The organism is Paenibacillus oryzisoli (assembly GCF_001653565.1).
GTDB classification, from domain to species: Bacteria; Bacillota; Bacilli; order Paenibacillales; family NBRC-103111; genus Paenibacillus_E; species Paenibacillus_E oryzisoli.
Genome location: NZ_LYPB01000073.1, coordinates 206187 through 228121, shown reverse-complemented (window position 1 = coordinate 228121; position 21935 = coordinate 206187). Strand labels below are relative to the sequence as shown.

The 21935-nt window shown below is 46.3% G+C and carries 15 protein-coding genes; 12 read left to right on the top strand and 3 right to left on the bottom strand.

Annotated elements, in window-relative coordinates; genetic code table 11:
- Positions 1-101: 101 nt before the first annotated feature.
- Positions 102-752: a hypothetical protein gene (locus A8708_RS19245; RefSeq protein ID WP_068666350.1), complete on the bottom strand. Its 651-nt coding sequence runs from the start codon at positions 750-752 to the stop codon at positions 102-104.
- A gap of 418 nt (positions 753-1170) precedes the next feature.
- On the opposite strand from A8708_RS19245, the gene A8708_RS19240 reads away from it, so the two are divergent.
- Positions 1171-1785 (top strand): undecaprenyl-diphosphatase, encoded by a 615-nt coding sequence (locus tag A8708_RS19240; RefSeq protein WP_068666348.1) that lies wholly within the window; start codon positions 1171-1173, stop codon positions 1783-1785.
- A 485-nt stretch (positions 1786-2270) separates the two neighbouring features.
- On the opposite strand, the gene A8708_RS19235 is transcribed toward A8708_RS19240, so the two are convergent.
- Complete coding sequence (locus tag A8708_RS19235; protein ID WP_204787596.1) at positions 2271-3212, bottom strand: alpha/beta hydrolase; 942 nt, start codon at positions 3210-3212, stop codon at positions 2271-2273.
- A gap of 314 nt (positions 3213-3526) precedes the next feature.
- Between A8708_RS19235 and A8708_RS19230 the strand changes: the two genes are divergently transcribed.
- The 8 genes from A8708_RS19230 (at position 3527) to A8708_RS19195 (ending at position 9512) form a co-directional block, all read left to right on the top strand.
- On the top strand, positions 3527-4072 hold the full coding sequence (locus A8708_RS19230) for a TetR/AcrR family transcriptional regulator (protein ID WP_068666713.1): 546 nt from the start codon (positions 3527-3529) through the stop codon (positions 4070-4072).
- Between the two features lie 46 nt (positions 4073-4118).
- A complete protein-coding gene (locus A8708_RS19225; RefSeq protein WP_338044212.1) occupies positions 4119-4553 on the top strand; it encodes an HIT family protein in 435 nt (144 codons plus the stop codon).
- A gap of 9 nt (positions 4554-4562) precedes the next feature.
- Positions 4563-4772, top strand: a complete 210-nt coding sequence (locus A8708_RS36190) for a hypothetical protein (RefSeq protein WP_068666344.1) — start codon at positions 4563-4565, stop codon at positions 4770-4772.
- Positions 4773-4883: 111 nt separating this feature from the next.
- Entirely contained in the window at positions 4884-5234 is a 351-nt protein-coding gene (locus tag A8708_RS19215; RefSeq protein ID WP_082927635.1) for a DoxX family protein, read from the top strand.
- Between the two features lie 183 nt (positions 5235-5417).
- Positions 5418-6479, top strand: a complete 1062-nt coding sequence (locus tag A8708_RS19210) for an LLM class flavin-dependent oxidoreductase (RefSeq protein WP_068666343.1) — start codon at positions 5418-5420, stop codon at positions 6477-6479.
- A gap of 43 nt (positions 6480-6522) precedes the next feature.
- Positions 6523-7287 carry an SDR family NAD(P)-dependent oxidoreductase gene (locus tag A8708_RS19205; RefSeq protein WP_068666341.1) on the top strand — a complete coding sequence of 255 codons (765 nt, stop codon included), beginning with the start codon at positions 6523-6525 and terminating at the stop codon, positions 7285-7287.
- A gap of 355 nt (positions 7288-7642) precedes the next feature.
- Positions 7643-8404: an SDR family oxidoreductase gene (locus A8708_RS19200; RefSeq protein WP_068666339.1), complete on the top strand. Its 762-nt coding sequence runs from the start codon at positions 7643-7645 to the stop codon at positions 8402-8404.
- 721 nt (positions 8405-9125) lie between these two features.
- Positions 9126-9512, top strand: coding sequence for a hypothetical protein (locus A8708_RS19195; RefSeq protein WP_068666337.1), 387 nt, complete (start codon positions 9126-9128; stop codon positions 9510-9512).
- Between the two features lie 216 nt (positions 9513-9728).
- Here A8708_RS19195 and A8708_RS19190 read toward each other — a convergent pair whose 3' ends face one another.
- Complete coding sequence (locus A8708_RS19190; RefSeq protein ID WP_068666335.1) at positions 9729-10907, bottom strand: DUF4272 domain-containing protein; 1179 nt, start codon at positions 10905-10907, stop codon at positions 9729-9731.
- A 65-nt stretch (positions 10908-10972) separates the two neighbouring features.
- Between A8708_RS19190 and A8708_RS19185 the strand changes: the two genes are divergently transcribed.
- The 3 genes from A8708_RS19185 (at position 10973) to A8708_RS19175 (ending at position 21816) form a co-directional block, all read left to right on the top strand.
- The gene (locus A8708_RS19185) at positions 10973-11440 is read left to right on the top strand and encodes an ADP-ribosylglycohydrolase family protein (RefSeq protein WP_204787595.1); all 468 of its coding nucleotides are present in this window, start codon (positions 10973-10975) and stop codon (positions 11438-11440) included.
- A gap of 454 nt (positions 11441-11894) precedes the next feature.
- Complete coding sequence (locus tag A8708_RS19180) at positions 11895-17138, top strand: S-layer homology domain-containing protein (protein ID WP_068666333.1); 5244 nt, start codon at positions 11895-11897, stop codon at positions 17136-17138.
- A gap of 52 nt (positions 17139-17190) precedes the next feature.
- Entirely contained in the window at positions 17191-21816 is a 4626-nt protein-coding gene (locus A8708_RS19175; RefSeq protein WP_068666331.1) for a family 43 glycosylhydrolase, read from the top strand.
- Positions 21817-21935: the final 119 nt, after the last annotated feature.

Below are 21935 nucleotides of genomic sequence, written 5' to 3'. Positions count from 1 at the left end.
GCCGCAAAGCATAGGAACTATAGTAGATAAAAGCAAAGCCACTCCTGCCAAGGGAGTGGCTTTGTTGAATTGTAGATGAGTCATAGCAGTATAGTCAATTGCTATGTCGGCAAACAGCTAATCAGACAGACAGTCTGTGCGCTCAAACATATTGGCGTACATAAGACAGCGAATATGCCGCAGGCAGACCGGCAAGCGTTCCCAATTCGATAACATTTTGCATTGCATTCAGGATCAGCTGTCGCGCTTTTGCCTCTCTTCGGAGTCAGATTTTTTATGACACGCTCAAGTTTAGTAAATAGGCGTTTAAGGGCAAGTTGGAGCGATTTATCGATGCTGATCTTGAATGTTGTGCCGTCTTTGAATCTTATTTTTTGAGTACGCGTGCAAGAACAGCCGCATTGACAACCGCTTTCAAGTCTTACGGGAACAATTGCTTTCTTATTAATGAATCCTCTAGCTATGATATTGTTCTTCTTATCTTGGAGAATAATGTTGGCACTGGAGACACCGTTCACTCCTTTACCGAATGAAGCAGTAAGTCTGCTGCTTGTACGATTCAGAGACTGAATTTTGAAGGTTACTAAGTTACATGCATTCTGCGTGACGTTTAGGATAATGTCGGAGACACCTTTACTGGCGTTTAAAACCAACTCAATATTCGCGCTCAAGATGCCTTCTTGCTTGGATTTTATGCTGGCTGTTGCAAAAAGGGTAGTCGTTCCGTTGATTGTCCGTAGCATTCCGGGCATAGCTATCCACTCCCTCCATTCGATTGGTCTGTTCTCACAATATATGTGAAACCAAAAGACTCGGTGTGGGTGAATAGCTAGAAGGCATAGCCATTCATAGCAATAAAATTACCGGTAAACTATAGTTTAGATCTGCTTCGCGGTAGGTCTTATTTGTTTATTGAAGTAATGGGAGATTAACGCAACAACTCCTTTCCCATGAAAGATTGTTGCGTTATGTACTCGATTGAAGTCTTCTTCCAGATAATCAATGAAGTTGTAGGGAAAAGAATACCCCTTATCATCCATATTAGCAGTTGGTTAAATGATACCAATGTTACAAAAATGTAATAGCAATCTAAATAATGTTATTTGATTCGATGGTAGAGCATCTAATTTTCTTTTACTATGTTCTAAAAAGAGATTGGATGGTGCTGAGTTGGACATTTCAGAAATTAATTTATCATTGTTTAGGTTAGTTAATGACTTAGGAAAAGAATATCCCTTTTTGAATCCCACATTTATTTTTATTGCTGAATATATGGTTTTTATCCTTGCAATAAGTGTTCTTATTATTTGGTTTACAAGAGATGAGGATAATAGACTTATGATTCTTTGTGCATCAATCGCTTTCATATGTGCCTATACGGTAGGAAAGGTTTCAGGGGTATTTCACTCGAATTATCAACCTTTCGTTGAATTGAATGACGTTAATCAACTGATACATAAAGAAGAAGACAATTCTTTTCCAAGTGACCATACAATTTTATTCTTCTCATATTGTTTTTCCTTCTGGCTCTCTAAGAGAGGGTGGTCAATTTTATGGGTATTGTTAGCTGTTCTAGTGGGAGTCTCCCGTATATGGGTTGGGGTTCATTATCCTTTAGATGTTTTAACAGGAATATTAATTAGCCTAACTGCTGCAACTTCTATATATTTAATATTCCCTAAACTTAATGTTACTCAGGCCACTTTAAAAATTTATGGAAAATATGAAAACAAACTTCTTCTTCTGTTCAAAAGAACAATGAGAAATAAGTCAAAAAACTTTTAGATGTATTCAAAAATCATTTGTTTCGTTTAGTAGTCGGGTCAAAAAGGGTCAGACATAAGGAGGACTTGATGCACTATTGATTCCTGCTGGCTTGCTGACTTATGTATTTATTGGAAACAGAATTCTAAAACCACTATAAACACCTTTGTCCGTTAAAGTAACAAGAAACGATAGTTCAACACATAACTAAGACGCGGCTGTCGGCATTGATCGGCAGCCGCGTTATGCTATATCTAGTGACGTCATAAAACAAGGGTAGATTGCCGACAACGAACGAGAGGCTCTCCTTCAACTACGGATTGATAGAATTACTCGGTCTTTCTCCACCGGTGAGTCTCTCGCGCTAGCTATGCTAGAGAGTAGGACATGCGTTCCGCTATGCCCGTTAGCGTCATGATTCTCCTGTTCAATCCATTCCTAACTTTATGATCGTAACACCTTCTGTATTAAAAACACTTCAGCTCACCGTTCCGAGGTAAATCTGTCTAAACCAAGCCGGATGGGGAGAGATTTGTACAAAAAAACTCCGTGAGCTTCGAAGCCGCAGTCGTTACGTACTCGTCTTTGTCGTAAGTATCGACATGGGTGGCGCCATCTATCCAAAACAGTTCCTTCGGCTCTTTTGCGTTCGCAATGGCTTCGGTCGTCATCCACGACGTGACCGCTTGATTTCCGGCGATCATGAGGAGCGGGCGAGGAGAGATCTGGTCAATGAACCGGAATGCTTCAAAATAGGCGATTCGGTCAATACTGTTCCAGGTAAAGAACTTAGCCGAGCGTGGGTGCTGCGCGCGGTCGGTGCAGTAGTATTCCCATCCCTCGAAGGCATGCAAATCACCTATTGCACGAGCTTGGTCTTCGGTCTCAGGGAAGATCGGAAACACGCTGATTCCTTCTCCGCGAGCTTCCGAAGTACGAGCCTGCGCCGCAGCATCGAGCATGCTCCTGAAAACGGCAGGGTCCTGTTTGCCGTCACTTCCGTTACGGAATTGAAGATGGATGTCGGCCGCGCTAACAGTGGCAACAGCCTTAATGCGGTAATCGGTAACCGTAGCCGGAATAACGTAACCGCCCGAAGCGCAGCTGCCAAGCGCGCCGATGCGTTCCGGGTCGACTTCGTTGCGTGTGCTAAGGAACGAGATAGCGGCTTTGAAGTCCTCCACTCTATGGGCGGGGTCCTCCATTCCCCTTGGCTCGCCTTCGCTTTCTCCCTGATAGGCTGCATCAAAGGTAAGTGTTATGAGGCCTTGCTCGGCAAGCCGTTTCGCGTAGAGTCCAGCGCTCTGCTCCTTTACACCGGTCCCGGGATGGCCGACGACGATCGCAGGGCGCGGACCGCCAACCTCTCCTTTTGGAGTGTATAGATGTCCGGCGATCTTCACTCCAGCACTCTCGAAGGTGACGTCCATTTTCATATAATTTTGCATATTTTAATTCCTCCATTTTTTTGTTTTGGTCTTTTCAAAACATCTTTGCACATAGGTAGGTACGGCAAATTATCCTTCAAATTAAACTCCATAATGATGTGCGCCACCAGATGGCAACCTTCTTTTTATCTCAGCGTCAACCTCCTATTCATAAATCAACTTTTGTTCATTAATATACATTGATTCATTTATGAACATGTATATAATTATATTCAGGTACAGAAGAACCACAATTGTTAGATCAGCGCGAATTGTTAATTAGTGAACAAAGGTTAGAACATTGTCTATTATTTCTTGAAAGTCTGGTGAATTTGATGTCTAAAGTGGATCGAAGAATAGGTAAAACGCAAGAAGCAATCAAGAACGCGGTTATAGATTTGATGTCTGAAAAGAATTTCGACGACATTACGATTCGAGACATATCCGATAGGGCCAATGTGAGTAGGGGGACCATTTACCTTCATTACTTAGACAAATATGATTTACTCGATAAGCTTGTTGAGTCGCATATTAATGAGCTCCGGGAAATTTGCATAATGGGAGCAGATCTAGACTATTTTAGCGGCTCACCGCTATGGACTGAATATTTCGAAAGGAACTATTCTTTATTTTCGTTAATGCTAGCAAGTAAAGGAGCTCCTTTTTTTCGGAATCGGTTCCTTGACTTTCTTATTGAACAATTTAAGCAAGAGGTAGACGTCACCAAGGGGAAAAACCAGGGATTAAAAGATGAGTTAATCGTGAGGTTTGTAGCATCCGCATTCGTCGGGGTAGTGGAATGGTGGTTTACTAATAATAAGCCGATCCCGCATCATGTCTTGGCTGAACATCTCGGGTTATTGTTTGAGAGGAATTTGTAAGGGATCTAACAACATCAGGGGGCTTGGAGGTTCATAATGTTGGTTAGTGTGTTTAGATCAGCAATTATTCTGTGAGGTGTGGAGTTTGCTTAACTGTCCATATTGCAATATTTTCGATGATAACAGTCATGAAGTCATATTGAGCAATGAAAGATGTATTTATACTTTGCTTAAAGAACAAGAAATTAAAGGTGCCGGTATTATTGTCCCTAAAGAACATAGGGAAACTGTTTTTGACTTAACTCAAGATGAATGGAATGAAACATATCAGTTACTACATGAAGTTAAGCTGTATTTGGATCGGAATTACAAACCAGATGGTTACAATGTTGGATGGAATTGTGGTCATGTGGGAGGACAACATGTTTTTCATTCACATTTACATGTAATTCCTCGATATGCTGACGAACCAATGGCGGGAAAAGGGATTCGGTACTTATTTAAAAACAATCAGAAAGTTAATGGCGAAACGCAGTACTAGCGGCTGAAAATGTTAGCAATTGCCTGCGAGAAGCAAATGATGGCGGTTAATATGCTTGCGGGGAGATTCAATTCTATCGGTACTTTCATTCGTACATGTCCGAATTACGGCGAGGAAGATTATACCGGCTGGGCTATCATTGATGAGTTAAAAGATAACGAAATAGAGAACCAGGTCGGAATAACTTCGACCTGGCTTTTTTATGTTTCGGTACAATGACTATTTTCATGTTGACAGCTTCAAAGAATCGTATTATATTTCATATTGTTAGAATAAATAATTTTAGGATATATAATTCTAGCTAATATTATACGGAGGAGTGGTTGTAGGATGCATATTTTATCTATTATTCTACAGAGTGTTTTGGGGCTTGGGTTTGTTTTATTTGGCCTCATGAAATTTGGCAAGCAGATGGTTGAGGAATTTAAGCGATACAGGCTGTCATCAGGAACAAGGATTTTTACAGGCATGGTCGAAATCATTTCAGCCGTTATTATTATTGTTGGCATTTGGGTTGATCCATATGCTCTGGTAGGAGGAATATTGATCGCAGTAACGATGGTTGTTGCAGTCCTTATCCATTTAGTTCGTGTTAATGATCCAGCGGCAAAAGCAATGATGCCTTTCATCTTGTTGATACTGGCCTTAGTTGTCATCAGCTTGAACTGGAATACTCTATAAAGGTGGTAGACGAATGACTGAAAGCGATGCTGAAGGGAAAGCTCTTGATTTAAGATCCCAAGCGGAAGCATCACGTACGTTATCGATAAATTAGAGAAAAAGGGGCTCGTAGAACGGCTTTTGAAAGCCACGGCAATCTGTTTAATAAAAAGTACTACTATTTCGCGTAAGGGGGAAATGAAAATGGAGATTGGTGTAGATACGTTTGTTGAAACCACACCGGATGCTCAAACAGGCGAAACGATAAGCCATGCACAGCGTTTGCGTGAGGTTGTGGAAGAGATCGTGCTCGCGGATCAAGTTGGGTTGGATGTCTTTGGCGTCGGTGAGCATCATAGGAAGGAATTTGCGGATTCCGCTACGGCTGTAATTTTGGCGGCAGGCGCGGCCTTGACGAAAAGAATTCGGCTTACGAGCTCGGTAACGGTACTCTCTGCTGTTGATCCTGTTCGGTTGTTTCAGCAATTCGCTACACTCGATGGGATTTCAAACGGCCGCGCGGAAATAATCGCGGGTAGAGGCTCGATGGTCGATGCCTTCCCATTGTTTGGGTATGATTTGAAAGACTATGAAGAACTTTTCGAGGAAAAACTGGAACTGTTATTAAAGTTAAGGGAGTCGGAGAAAGTGTCATGGCGAGGAGGACATCGTCCGGCCTTTACGAATCTTGGCGTGTACCCTCGTCCAGTTCAGGATCAAATGCCGATCTGGCTGGGCAGCGGGGGGAATACAGGCTCCGCTATAAGAGCCGGTATGCTTGGATTGCCTCTAGTATTGGCCATTATTGGTGGTAGTCCTATGCATTTTGCACCATTGATTCCAATCTATAAAAAAGCGGCCGCTCAAGCAGGACACGATCCAGCCAAATTAAAAATAGCTGTACACTCGCTAGGATTCGTTGCTGATAGTACTTCACTTGCAGTGGATCAGTTTTTTCCTCCCACTCAGGCATCGTTTAATTATTTTGCGAGAGAGCGCGGCTGGTCTCAATATACGCGTGCAGGTTTCGATGCCTCACGCACGCTAGAAGGTGCGTTATACGTCGGCGATTCCGAAACGGTGGCGAAGAAAATCATTTATATGCGCCAGCATTTAGGCTTCTCCCGTTTCTTCTTGCACTTACCTGTGGGCACCATGCCGCATGAGCAAGTGATGAGAGCCATTGAACTGTTGGGGACAGAAGTAGCCCCTCGCGTTCGGGAAGAGGTTGCAAGATTGGAAGCAATGGAGCAAAACGTCAGATAAAAATAACCATATGCTGAGTTTTTACAACAAAGGAGGATTCAACATGGGCATACTTGACAATAAAGTTGTATTGGTTACTGGTACCGGCGGTGGCTTAGGACGCGTAGCGGCACTTGCCTTTGCTCGAGAAGGGGCCAAGGTAGTTGGATCTGATATCAATGTGAATGCCAACAATGAGACTGTTGAACTTGTTCGTCAAGCCGATGGTGAGATGACGGCTGTTGCACCTATTGACCTTACGGATCCTGAACAGGCTCGGAAAATGGTGGAAGAAGCCGTGGCAGTTTATGGTGGGCTCGATGTCGTCTATAACAATGCGGCGATCCAATACTTCGGACCGATGCCAGATTTCTCTGTTGAAGATTGGCGGAAAACGATCGCCGGCGAACTCGACATTCCTTTCTTCGTCTCGAAATTCGCATGGCCGCATCTGGTTGAGCGCGGTGGTGGCGTCATTATTAATGTCGCGTCCATCTCAGGGATCATCGCCGGGGAAATTCCTCCGATGATCGGACACAGCGCAGCGAAAGCCGGCGTCATTGCCATGACGCGACAATTGGCACTTGAAGGCGCCCCCCACGGTATCCGTGCCGTGACGATCAGCCCGGGGCCATTTCTAACCCCGGCTAGTGATCGCGATCTTGGAGACAACCAAGAGGCCAGAGATGCGATAACGAAGAAGACGCTTCTCAAACGTTTTGGTAAACCGGAAGAGCTTGTAGAATTAGCAGTATTTCTGGCATCTGATCGGGCGTCGTACATCACAGGAGCTAACTACGTCGTCGACGGTGGAGCAACCGCTTGGTAAAGTTGAATATAAAGTTTACTCTCTAAAGACGCGATTTTTGCGTCTTTTTTTTATTGGGTTTTGGTGTAAGGCGAAATTCGTCTTTCGAAGTATCGGGCTGGATAGTTTAATGCATGATTTTTTTGAAAACATCTATGGGTGTATTTTTTCTTGTTTCCATGTTGTTCTTTCTATCACTGTTTGCTTTTACTGGTGAGGAATTTAAATAAGATGGATATCGGATATGAGCGAAGGGGAATTATAAAATATTGGATGTCACACATTCAAGTCGCCAATTGTCTTTATAGTATTAAACAAATAAGAAGAGAAAACATGACAAACCTTTATTAATAAATATAAACAAGGAGGCATCAATATGAAAATTGTAGTTATCGGCGGTAGTGGACTCATCGGGAAAAAACTTGTAAACAACCTGCGTCAGCTTGGTCACGAGGTATTGGCAGCTTCACCTTCTTTGGGTGTTAATACAATTACGGGTGAGGGGCTGGCCGAAGCGCTTAGCGGCGCGCAGGTTGTTGTCGACGTGTCAAACGCACCTTCCTGGGAAGACCAAGCCGTTTTGGATTTCTTCGTTACGTCAAATACGAACCTTCTTGCTGCTGAAGCAACTGCTGGCGTAAGTCATCATGTTGCGTTGTCAGTTGTTGGTACTGAACGCCTTCTTCAAAGTGGTTATTTCCGTGCTAAAATGGCTCAAGAAGAACTCATTCAGAATTCCAAGGTTCCTTATACAATCGTGCGCGCTACGCAGTTCTTCGAGTTCATCGGCGGTATCGCGGATGTGGCTACAGTAGGAGACACCGTTCGTTTGCCTTCTGCTCTTATGCAGCCTATCGTTTCGGATGATGTTGCAGCCGCGCTAGCCGATTTCACACTTGCTTCACCAGTGAATGGCATTGTCGATGTGGCTGGACCCGATCAGATTCGTATGGACGAACTTGTTCGACAATATTTTAAAGCAACGCAAGACAAACGCCAGGTTGTCACAGACCCCAATGCGGTTTACTACGGCTCCGTAGAAGTGAATGATCAATCCCTTGTTCCAACTGGTAGCAACCCGCGCATTACCACGACGCACTTAAACGATTGGCTTAAGCGTACTATAGTCCATGCGTAATCATCCAAAACAATAGCTGTGTGAAAAGAGAAGGAACCCCGAGTACTATGGGTTTCCTTCTCTTTGATTTTAAATAATCTTCCCTTTGAAGAGACACAATGAACTAGAAATTATGAGTAGAAAAGGTGATTAGAAGTGAATTCAGTCCCTCCATTATGGAAGGAGCTTAGTGATTCAGACGACTTCGTGTCCAAATAACTGACGATAAGGTTGAAATTATAAACTGTTAGTGATAATTTGATTTGCCTTTTATTCCATTTTTTATGCGTCTGGTGATTGCAGGCATCGGCTTTGTAGTTGCTGTTATATTGGGTATTATATTCTTACAAGATCGTTGGGCAAATAGTTAGACAAATAAACCAACAAATTATTACGCTAAGAATTATAGTTTAGGATCTGCTTTGCGGCAGATAGTCGAATTTTTCAATTCGAGACAAAAGTCGGAATGTAAATGGTTCGGTTTACTATCCACCATAGTCGTTTAATAATTTGCATTTCATAAATTGGACTTGATCCTGGAAGTTGTAGTTGAGGTCTTCGGCAAAGGTTGGGATGTCAGGAGATCAAACATCGGAAAGGTGATAAGATGAGAAAACTTATTCTGTCATTATTATTTATAAGTTCGTTGTTCCATTTTGTATGGAATGAACCTGTCCGTGCACTTTCATGCGTACCTCCAAAATCACTTAATGAAGAGTTAGCGAATAGTGAGGTTGTATTCATGGGTACAGCTCTTAATTCGAATACGTTAAATTACAATTTTACTGTAGCTTTTAGCGTGAAGACACTTTGGAAAGGAAGCGCAGATCGTATCGAAAAAGGGATTTTGGTAGGTAATATGTGGAAGGATATTAAGACAGGTCAAGATTACTTAATTTTCGCGAGTCAACGTGATGGTCATTTAGAAGCTAATATATGTGGTAATTCAAAGGAGTGGTCTGAGGTAAGCCAGAAACAAGTTAATGGGCTCGGAACAGGGAAACCCATATTTGAACTGTCTGGGAAAAATAAAAATCTATTCCAATGGTTTGTGTTCGTTACCTTCTTATTAGCAATTGGAGGTTATTTATTAATTCGATATTATCGTGAACGGAGAATGCGAAGATAGTTGATATCAGCAGCTTGCTCAAATGGGTTATATAGGGGTTGATAGAGATGATTCGTGGACAAGTGCTTTTAAACGAGAAGAATATGATGTGTCAGTTAGTAAGGGTTTTAAGATATATTTTTAATTTGAGGGGCTGCCGCGTGCAGCCCTTCGCTTGCTAAGGGGAGTAAACGGATTATTAGAATAGTAATAGCGGTCCTTTTTACCTTTAGTACCCTATGTATCCATCGGGATGTGGTCCCACTCCTCCTTGGTGCAACCAACCACCCAGAACAATCCCCTGCGTCTCTCCATCACGATGCTCTCATTCATGCCTGAGGAGGCTTCCTGCCCTTGGAGGCGACTGTTGACACACGCCCAATGTAGACGATAAGTTTTATCTGCCTCATCCAAAATCTCCTCCCGGCTGCGTAAGGAGGTCTGTTGATAAAAATTTCCGAATGATTCGCATCTTGAGACGACCTCAATTGCAAAGTTGCAGTTGCAGGTATGATCAGGGAAATCAAGAGTATCCACCAGATGCAGTGCCCAGATTAGAGTCCAATATGCTTCGTACTGCCATGTAATAGTAATGGCCTCTTGTGGCGACGGTTCCACTGCTTCCAAAAAGCGACGTTCTTCCACTGTAAGTCGGTTTTCTACGCAGAATTTGCGAAGCATATTTGTAACAAATTCTTTCGACGCAACTAGATCGCCTCCTTGGGCGACATCACATGCGTACTGGATTAGGATTAAAAGGGAAATTGCTCTCTCGGCAATCTCTTGCTGCGTTTTCCATTGACACATTGCTGCGGGGGGCAACTGCGGCAGCGTATCCAGATGCAGAATACCGCGTTGCTTAATATAGTCGATGGAAGCGTATTTTCTTCGTTCACCTTCCTCGGACGAAGCTACCTCCGCTCCCAATACTTTGTTTGTGCAAGCTCGTGGGCGGAAGTCGGCCGGACCTGATGTTCCGTCTGGATGTACAATGATTTGACCGTCATAATCAAGTAATGTTCCATTTTGAATAAAACCTATTCCTTCAATTTTGGACATAAGTTCCAGACACAGTTGCATTTGCTCTTCACTAAGCTCTTTCTCCGCCTCAAATGAAATCAGCATATTGAAAACAGAGATTTGAGTTAGAACAAGCTCCTTGAGCTTCGGATCCGCAAAAAGTATACGGTTATAAAAACCTATCATCCCAGGAATATTTGTTTCAAAATAAGCGGGATCTGTAATCTCAGTGGAGACCCGAATTGTAGTTTTCCTTTTGTTGAAAAACGATTTAGTTTTAACCATATAAATATTTTCGTTTTTCTCAACAGTATGGCCATAATTATATAGGTTTACAATGATATTACTGATATCGTCACTAGAATTTCTAGATGCAAAAATAGTGAAAAACTTCAAGCTCTAACCTCCTTTGTATGCGATAATTATGGCAAAAGTTATTCAGATTTGGCAAGGGGGGAATTATGTTAGGGGCAGTTATAGGGGATGTAATCGGATCCGTGTATGAGTGGCATAATACTAAATCTACTGAGTTTAAGCTCTATGATAGGTTTACGAGATTTACAGATGATACAGTTCTAACGGTAGCAATAGCTGATGCTATTCTAAACAAGAAAGAACAAAGTAAGCTGTTCGATCATTACGCAAGCAAGCGATTATATGCTAATAAATTAAGGCAATACGCTAGATGGTATCCCGACGCTGGGTATGGTCAAAAGTTTGAGGAATGGGTTTTGAGTAGCAATCCTAAGCCATACAGAAGTTATGGAAATGGATCGGCAATGAGAGTATGTCCAGTAGGATTTGCCTTTAGCTCTTTAGACGAAGTGATGACGGAATCCAGAAGAACAGCAATAGTAACCCATAATCATAGGCATGGTATCATGGGTGCTCAAGCAGTAGCTCAATTGGTGGTGACAGTGACACGATAGCTTGTATTACAGGAGGTATAGCACATGCGTACTATAAAGAAATTCCAAAGGAAATTGTATCGGAAGTCATGTTAAGACTCGATTTCAAGTTAAAGCAAATCATCGGACTATTCAATGACAAGTACAACATTGTAATATGATTGTTCAACTAAGTGGAAACGATAATTGAGGGGCTTGCTTCGCGGCAAGCTCCTCTTTCGTTATTGAAGTAAAAGCCAGAATTTTATTAGGGAATTTTATGAAAAGATCCGTTTGAAAGCGGAATTAATTAAATAACAAAAATCATACAGAAACACCTAAAGATTCTTAAGGCCTGGAATGGAGGAATCAAAGTACAGTGAAAGCATCCATGGAGCGAAGCTTTTAGCGGAAATGAAAGCGATTTATTTATGAGCGATCATTCCCTGTCAGCAATAAACTCCAAATAAAATTCCTGAAGGAGGAAATTGTTGCAATGAGGAGGATTGGACTGTTTGCTGTACCCCTGGTGGTAGTGATCGTAATGATGTTGACAAATATCGCTTATGCGGATGTCTCATCTCATTATCTTAACCCGCTGATGAAAGGCGCCGACCCTACCATTGAACGGCAAGAGGATGGATACTATTATTCCGCCGCAGGCGATGGCAATGTTGTATTGAAACGGCATGAAACCATTTTGGGCGTTTCCACCGCAAAGAGCAAAGAAGTATGGAAGTTACCTGAGAACCTGGAATTTATATGGGGGCCAGATGCACACAGAATTGATGGCAAATGGTACATCTATTTCGCATCCGGTCCGAAGAATAGTGATCAAGCGGGGCGCTTTGCTTATGGTCATCCCAGCTCTTATGTTCTGGAGAATAGCTCGCCCGACCCATTTGAAGGGACCTGGGAACTGAAGGGAAACTATGATAATGGAGACGGACTTACACCCCAGCAGGGGTTGTTGAATACGCAAAGCTATGGACTGCCTACCGGCTTTGTAACCATCAATGGACAGAGGTACCTTACCTATACCAAATATTTTTATTATACAGATCCAAAAACGGGGAACGAGAAATTTGATGAGTGTCCCACAATAGTAAAGATGAAAAACCCGTGGACACTGGAAGGCGAAGAGTTTACTTTAGCCAGGCCGACCTATGACTGGGAGAAGTATGTTGATAATGTTAATGAAGGCGCAGCCGTGGTGGAGCGGAATGGTAAAGTTTATTTTGCCTATTCCGCCAGCAGTTACACGCATGATAATTATGCGGTGGGCCTGTCCTGGGCTGACTTGGCCCAAAGTGTGGAGAATGAAGCGGCATGGAATAAACATCCCGAGCCGATCATGAAACGTTCGGATGAAAATGGTTCTTATTCGACTGGCTCGCCGTTATTTCTGAAATCCGAAGATGGCACAGAGGACTGGATTACATACCATGGCATACCGACCCATAGTCAAGGCGGTAAGAATAGAGAGGTTCGCGCCCAGCGGATCAATTGGGACGATAATGACTTCATCAATCTGGGCATTCCGTCCAACCCCGGCACCGTGCTTAGCCGCCCCTCCGGGGAGGAAAAGAGCGAAGTCTATGAAGCGGAAGACGCGCAACTATCAGGGGCTGCAAGAGCAACAATGAATAGTATCTATGCCTCGTCAGGCCGATATGCTAGGTATATCAATGGCAATGACAGCGACTATGTAGAATTTACAATCAACACGAATTCAGGGGGGACATATGCGCTGGACTTCCGCTACAACAATAATACGACAGAATCGATCACCATGAAGTTGGGCGTGAACCAGGAGGCTCCGGCTGCGCTTGTATTCCCGTCTAATGCCGGACCGGAGAACAAGCTGAACTTTGACTTAAAAACCGTTCACAACATCCGGCTGAATACAGGCAGCAACATCGTGCGTCTTTCCGGTAAAAGCGCATTGGGGCTGGACGCGATCATTGCCAAGAAAAGCGTCTTGTATGAAGCGGAGAGCGCGGAGCTGTCAGGCGGCGCGGGCATCGCTCAAAATCATGAGGGATATAGCGGTTCAGGTTTTGCCAGCGGATTCACGGAGCCGAACGCGGCGATCAGCTTTACCGTAAACGCTCCTCACGCGGGCAGCTATTCGGTCAAGGTGGCTTATGGCGCGGGAGGCGAGGACGATCGAACTTTGACCATGTATGTGAATGGCGTGAAGATCAAACAAGCGAATTACTTCGGTCTGAAGGAATGGGCTAAGTGGGCCGACCGCTATGACAACTTATTCCTGAAAGAAGGAAGCAATGTCATCACCTATAGGTATGAACATGGCGATACGGCGAATGTGAATCTCGATTATATCACCGTTACCGAAGCGGCGACCTGGACGTATGAGGCGGAATCCGCCACAACGACAGGCGGGGCGGATGCCGGAATCGTTCAGGCTCAGGATGGCAATACGGGAATCGGGTATGTGAGCGGCCTGACCCAGGTGAACTCGTCCTTGGAATTTACTGTAGAGGCCGAATATGCAGCCAGCTATGATCTCAAGCTGCGGTACGCCACTGAGCAGGTTGGCAAAACATTGTCGCTGGAGGTGAACGGCGCGCCTGTGCAGGACATCGTCCTTCCCCACGCTGGAGGCGCCGTGATGTGGAAGGAATATACGGTGACGGTTCCTCTGAAGAAAGGGAAAAACAGCATCGCCTATAGGAGCGCAGCCGAAGATTCAGGGGTTATCCAGATCGATCATATTCATCTGAATAAGCGCACGCCTTGGAAATATCAGGCGGAAGCGGCAACCCTCTCGGGCACGCCGGGGATCGGCAGAGACCGTCTATGGTTTGAAGGCAACGGTTATGTCGGCTTATTCCAGAAAAAAGGGGATGCTGTCCGATTTGAAGTGAATGTCCCCTATACGGCGGCCTATACGTCAACCTTGCGTTATTCGGGCGTACAGTCGTCGAATCGAACGATGACCCTGTATGTAAACGGCAACCAGGTTAAGCAAGTTTCCATGCCGCCGACAGTGAATTGGGATACCTGGATGGATGCGACCGAGACTGTCAATCTGCAGGCCGGAAAAAACATCATTGAATTTCGCCGTGAGGAAGCGGATACGGGCCAGCTCAATATAGACAGCCTGATCCTGGATAAATTCAGCGGTGGATTCATGAGCACGACGGCCAGGGAGCTTACCCCCGAGAAGATGGTGAAGATCCAGCCGAAGCATAGCGGCAAAGCGCTGAGCGTGGCAGGTGAGAAATACAATCAGGGAGCGGCAGTCATCCAATTTTCCAATGGCGATACCAATAGTCAATTGATGCGATTCGTGGATCTGGGAACAGGCTATTACCGGATTCTTATTATGCGTGGAGCACGTTTCCTCGATATCAAGCCGGAGTCGGGTATTCAGGAGCTTATTCTAAATCAGACTATTGAGGAAGCTCCGATTCCCTCCGATACCGAACAGTGGCGTCTGGAGAAGGATGGCGATTATTACAAAATCATCAACAAAAGCAATGGAAAAGTGATTACGGTCAATGAAGCATCCAAAGGAAACAACGCTGTTATACGGTTGGCCGATGACGAGGGGAAAGATCACCAGCGGTTTAAGATTGAGCTGCGCAACCTATATGACAATACCTTCTACGGAGTATCAGACATTACTGCTGTCCCGGAGGCGGTGCAGGCAGGCCAGGAGCTAACTCTCTTCGGAACAGTCTCACCGGATTGGACCACGCACAAAAGTATCGCCTGGAGCATCAAGGATGCCGGGCAAACAAGAGCTATCCTGGATGGGAATGTGCTGTCCGCCACAAGAGCGGGAACAGTCATTGTCACCGCTACGATAGAAGATGGAAGCGACATCGGCGTGAACTACTCTAAGTACTTCACCATTACCGTTACCAAGAAGGACGCGGATGTTAGTCCTGAAAAGGCCACCTTCGATCTTTATGTTCCTGGGGATATAAGCGCTAGCATCATATGGAATGAAGCCAAGACTGTTACCGGGGTGGTGTACGCAGCAACAGTAACAGGTGTCGTATATAATGGCACATTGGGAACAGACGGTTATACGGTCAATGGGGATATGTTGACCATCAAGCGCGAGACTATGGCCGGGCTGGAGTTGCAGAGCGGTGATAAGGCGGACTTCTCTATCCTGTTTAATCAGGGGAATCCGGCTGTGTTAAGTGTCAATGTGGTGGACAGCTATGCTTTGGCTAACCATAGTATTACAGTGACAACCGAGGGGCATGGCACTGCTAGCGCCAATGTATCGTCAGCGGTCAAAGATACGGCGATTACCTTGACCGCTACACCAGATTCTGGCCAGTTCTTCAAGGGCTGGCAGGTGAATAGTCCGAGTGGACTAAATGTGACTGGCAATACCTTCACCATGCCAGACGAGGTGGTGATGATCACTGCGATATTCGAAACGCAGTCCTACAGCGTTACCTATAACGGCAACGGCGCAGCAAGCGGTCTTGCGCCGGTAGATGACAGCAGCTATGGGCAGGGCGTCACGGTATCAGTCTATGGCAATACCGGCAATCTGAAGAAGCCGGGCTATTTCTTTGCTGGCTGGAATGTACGGGCGGATGGCAGCGGAACCAGCTACACGGAAGGCCAGGTATTCACAATAGACGGGGCGGACCTGACTCTGTATGCGCAATGGAAGGTTGAAAATTCGGGTGGTTCTTCTGGGGGAGGTTCGTATGATGGGGATTTTTCTGAAGATAGTTCACCAGCAACACCAACGAGCGAAGGCGTTATTCCAGCGAATAACAGCCAATTTACGGTTCAAGCAGATAAGAATGGCAAATTCGGCATAGGTGATGAGATTAAGATCGAGATCCCTGCAGGCGCTTCTCGAAAGGAGTTCCAACTTATCATCAGTAAGGTAACAGACACACAAAAGCTGCTTGCAGTCAAAGATGCAATGCTCAGTCCGGTGTTCGAGATTAGGAAGGACTTCCCAGGGAATTTCGATAAGGAGATCACTTTGTCCATTATTTTCGATCCGACCAAATTAAAGATGGGTCAAAAGCCGACTGTATTCTCCTATGACGAAATACGAAAAAACTGGATGGAAATTGGCGGACAGGTCAGTGAGACCACTTCCATTACCGTGAAGGTGAACAACGTTGCCAAGTTTGCGGTATTCGGCGTCGATCAGGCACCAAGCCTGATCGATCCGAAAGTGACGGTCAACTTGAGTGACATGGCGGCACATTGGGCGGAGTCCGATGTCAAACAAGCGATTGATCTAGGAATCGTCAGCGGTTATCCGGACGGTACGTTCAAGCCGGATCGAGCCGTAACACGCGCCGAGTTTGCCGCCATGCTCATTAATGCGCTCAAGTTGCAAGGGAACCCCCTTTACAGCGCACAGCTAACGTTCACCGATAAGGAGAAGATAGGCGTGTGGGCGCTGAATGCCGTGGCGCAAGCGGTGCAAAGAGGGATCATTACCGGTTACGAGGATGGTTCTTTCCGTCCGGATGCTGAGATTACCCGCAGTGAGATGGCTAAGATGATTGCCAATGCCCTGGATCAGTCTGACGAAAAGGTAACAACAGAGTTTGCGGATGACACGGCTATTCCTGACTGGGCGAAAGGTGCCGTTGCAAACTTGAGCAAGCAGGGCATTATTGAAGGTGAAGAAGGAAACCGATTCGCCCCAGGCGATCAAACAACAAGAGCAGAGGCAATCAGAGTGATGCTGAACATGCTGCACAACAGACAATAGAAGACGGAACGCCATTGACAACAGGATAATAGGATTCCAAGGAGGATTGTACATGGTCAAAAAACAATTCAGACATCTGTTGATTTGTCTTGCAGTGCTTCTGATGCTGCCGCAATGGAGCGGTTTGGCTGCGGCGGCAGAACCGAAGATAGCCAATACAGATTCGGCATTTGCGCAGGAGGGAAAGAATGTGTCGGATTTCTACAATGTAATCATGCAGACAGGAGCCGATCCCTGGGTTTACAAGCACACCGACGGCTACTATTACAACGTATTTGCCAACTCCAGTGGCATCGTGATCCGCAGAGCGAAAACGATCACCGGCATTGAGGCTGGCGAGAGGGGCCTTGCCTGGACGCCAGTTAAGGGCACCATGTACAGCTCCAATGTTTGGGCGCCTGAAATGCATTATCTCAAAGATACCGACGGCAAATCCAAATGGTATATTTACTTTGCGGCTGACAACGGAACTAACGCAAACCACCGCATGTACGTGCTGGAGAACGAAAGTGAAAATCCGTTGACCGGCACCTGGGAGTTCAAAGGGAAGATAACTGATTCTACCGACCGTTGGGCAATTGACGGCACTGTGCTGACTGTAAATGAGAAACACTATTTCATCTGGTCCGGTTGGGAAGAAACGGACGGAAGCTTCCAAAATTTATATATCGCGGAGATGAGTGACCCACGGACCATCAGTTCAGAACGGGTATTGCTCTCGACGTCTGAATATGATTGGGAATCGTCCCCGGCCAGAATCAATGAAGGTCCAGAAGTGACGATCAAGGGCGATACGATTAATCTAGTCTATTCTGCAAACGGAAGCTGGACAGACAGTTATTGCCTCGGGCTGATCACGGCCAAGATCGGCGATGATTTGATGAATCCCGACTCCTGGGTGAAAAAAGACACGCCGATCTTCTCCGGAGCCAATGGCGTTTATGGCCCTGGTCACCACAGCATCGTCACGTCTCCTGATGGCACAGAGGACTGGATCATCTACCATGCCGCCCGCTGGTCGGGAGCGGGTTGGACTCGAAAAGTCCAAGCGCAGAAATTTACTTGGAAAGCAGACAATACGCCGAACCTAGGAGAGCCCGCCGATCCGAACATACCGATTGCTCTGCCTTCGGGCGAGCCAGTACGGAAGCGCTATGAAGCGGAAAACGCGCTGTTGGTGAAAGCTCCGGGCGGTGAAACTTCTCCTGCTGTTCGGTTGGAAAGCACCGCTTCCGGCGGAAAGAAGATTGCCAATATCAAGAACGCCAATGATTATGCCCAGTTTACCGTAAACGTGCCGGAAACGGGATTTTATATGCTGTCTGTGCGCAATGCCAACGGTTCACCCAATGCGGCAGACGCTTCCCATATCTTGTCGATTAATGGGAGCTCTGGCGTCAATTTGAACATCGTTTATTCCGGCTTGAATCGTTGGGGGCTCTCCTCGGCGAAAGTATATCTTAGAGAAGGCAACAATGTCCTTCGTTTCTCGAAGGGGAACAATCTTGCCGAAATCGACAGCATGGATATATTTAAACTGGATGCAACGGAAATGTTATTCGATGCCCCGGGATACACGTTGGGGTTGAGTGAAACCCGCAGCTTGCCCCTGTATACCGTAACAGGCACTACCTATACCGCTGTTGACACAGGAGCAATCTTCAGTTCTTCGGATACGAAGGTCGCCGTTATTGACGGAGGCGTTAGGGTAAAGGCTGTAAGTGCGGGCAGTGCAACAATCACCGCTACAACTAATGGAAGAACGGCTACAACCACGGTTTCCGTTGCTGCAGAGCCTAAAGCTGTGCAGTCCGTTGCCATCAGTGGATTGGACAGTATCCTGACCAGTGGTCAGTCAAGCGGGTCATTGCAGGTAATGGCAGGCTATAACAACTACGAGGTTCATAATGTGACAGCGGCAGCCCAATTTACCAGCAGCGATCCTGAAGTGGCAAGGATTAATTCGGATTCTGTGACCCAATCGGTTTATGCGATTAAACCGGGAACAGCGCTTCTTACAGCCGAATACAACGGCAAGAAAGCAGCGCTCAACTTGACCGTTATTGCAGCTTCTGATGTGGTTCAGGTTGCTACCGTAGTAAAGGTTCCTTCCGGGGCGACTCCTAAGTTGCCTAGCATTGTTGATGTTGTCTACAACAACCAGTCGAAGAAGGCCGAGGTTGCCAACTGGGAGCGGGAGGGGCTTGATTTCAGCTCGCTTGGTACTGTTCAGGTGCCTGTCACCCTGAGGCTGGATGGTCGTGATGTTCCTTCCACCATTGCCGTAAACGTCATTCCGGGATGGGGCCTTGACGAGATTGTGATTCAACTCCGCAACAAGTTGGCTAACTTCTCTTATCCTTTGGGCGATGGGCTGGGCAACTATAGCCAATCCAAGTTTGATTCCTTAGTGACCGAAGTCAAAAAGGCGGAAGAGATGGCCGTAAACGCTGATCTGAGCAAAGAACAGTTTGATGAGGAACTGAATAAGCTTGCTCAAGAGGAAGCAGCTTTGTTAAATTCGCTGAACAGTATTCAGGACGGCGTCATCTATAACGCTTACCGTGATTTCTCCGGGGATACGGTTGGCAAGTACCCTTATGGCATTACCACCGAAGATCTGACCAATGGGGCTACTGCAACTGTGCAGGAAGAGGCCGGGAATAAATTCCTCAGGCTCACCACATCCGCTACTTCGGGCAAGGCAAACTTGTTCCTGCCGTATGCAGGCGAGGTAAAGGCTGAGGGGGATCAGCGCATCGTCATTGAATATCGTGCCAGACTAAACACTAGTTTCCAGTACGCCAATGGCGCCATGATGCGAAATGACAGCGGTACGGGCAATTATTCCATGGTCACGGCTTTTGATACGGGTAAAATTATAGTCCAAAACGGGCCATCTACGAAGGTCAAAGTCAAAGACTTTCAGTATAATACATGGTATAAAATTAAAATGGTGGCAAATGGAGACGCCAAGACTTATACCGTCTACATAGACGATGTCGAAGTGGCCACTGACTACAACTTCCGCCATACAGGCGGCGACAAGCTGACTGGGCAGCGGTTCGGCGTCGATGGCTATGCCAATGCCTCCATCGATTTTGACGATTTTAAAGCGATGGTTACCGGAGGACAGAAGGCTGCGCCCGGGGGGGTCAAGCACACCAATGAATCAGCGGTTGGGGCCAATGATGGATCCATCACCGGGGTCACCTCCTCCATGGAGTGGTCCTCCGACAATGGGAGCACCTGGTCAAGTGTCGAAGCGGATACCATCGCGAATCTCTCACCCGGGACGTATTGGGTTCGTTACTCGGAGACGGTTACCCATAAAGCCAGCCCTCATGTGGTTTTGACCATTATGGTCTATACTCAGCCGGTGCAAGTGACCGGGGTGAGCCTGAGTCAGACCATCGCTCAACTGTATACCAACCATGGAGACTCGTATGTCCAGCTCACCGCAAATGTGGAGCCCATTGACGCAGCCAACAAGACGGTGAGCTGGAGCAGTTCCAATCCAACTGTAGCTACCGTGGATGGACAGGGGCTTGTGACGGTTCATGCCGCAGGTATAGCCGTTATTAAGGTAACCACTGAAGACGAAGGCTTGACAGCTTCTTGTGTTGTAACTGTAGGTGTATATGATAACGACAGTGGTGGAAGCGGCGGAGGAGAGTCCCCAATTGACGGCAGCAATCCCATCGCCCCAACTGTGCCGACTACTGGAGTCACAAACGCGGATGGCAGCATGACCACCAGTATCACCGATCAAACGACCGGTACGGTGACGGAGACAACGGTCTGGCTGAATGGCGACCGTGAAGTTATAACGAAAGAACGCAATGGCACAATTACCGAGGTTGTCACCAAGCAGAATGGGAGCAAGCGCGAGACCGTGAACATGCCCGATGGAAGCAGCCGTTCTGTCACCACGGATAAACAGGGAGTCAAGGTTGAGACTGACACGACTTCTTTGGGTGTTGTAACTGCGTCTGTCCATCTGCCTGAAGGCGTAACGCAAGCGCGGGTCACAATTCCGTTTAAGAATGCTTCTGCTTCTACGGTGGCTTTTGCGATTCGGGAAAACGGAACCAAGGAAGTTATCGGAACGGTTATCACCGAAGCTGGATTGAGCTTTACAGCTAAGGGCAATATGACGGTGAAGCTGGTCGACAATAAGGTTGTTTTCCGGGATGTGCTTAACAGCCATTGGGCTGCGGAGGCGATTGCCTTCACAGCAAGCCGGGGATGGCTGCTCGGCATGGAGCAGGGAGTTTTCGCCCCCGACGCATCCTTGAGCCGGGCCATGTTATTTACCGTGCTGGCCCGCTTGCATGGAGTAGAGACCGAAGGTGGGGAGAATTGGTACAGCAAGGCGAAAGACTGGGCTACTACATCCGGGATTAGCGATGGTAATACCCCCGAAGCTTCGATCACTCGGGAACAACTGATTACTGTTCTGTACCGTTACGCTGGACAGCCGGCTGATAAGAACACTGTCAAGAGCTTTGCCGACAGCGAGGAAGTGTCCACCTGGGCAAATGATGCCATCGATTGGGCTGTATCGGCAGCTATTCTTAACGGCAAGCTGGGGAACCTTGTGGAGCCTGCCGCTGTTGTCTCACGGGCGGAGTTATCCGCCATGCTCGCACGGTTTATATCGTGGCGCAATAACTAGAGTGGTTGAGTAGTTAACAGGAAACCATGGAGCTAAGCGGGAACACCTGCTCGGCCCCTTGGTTTTTTTCGTAGATTTATTACTGTTCGGCAAAGAAGGACTACCAACGAGGATCTTGC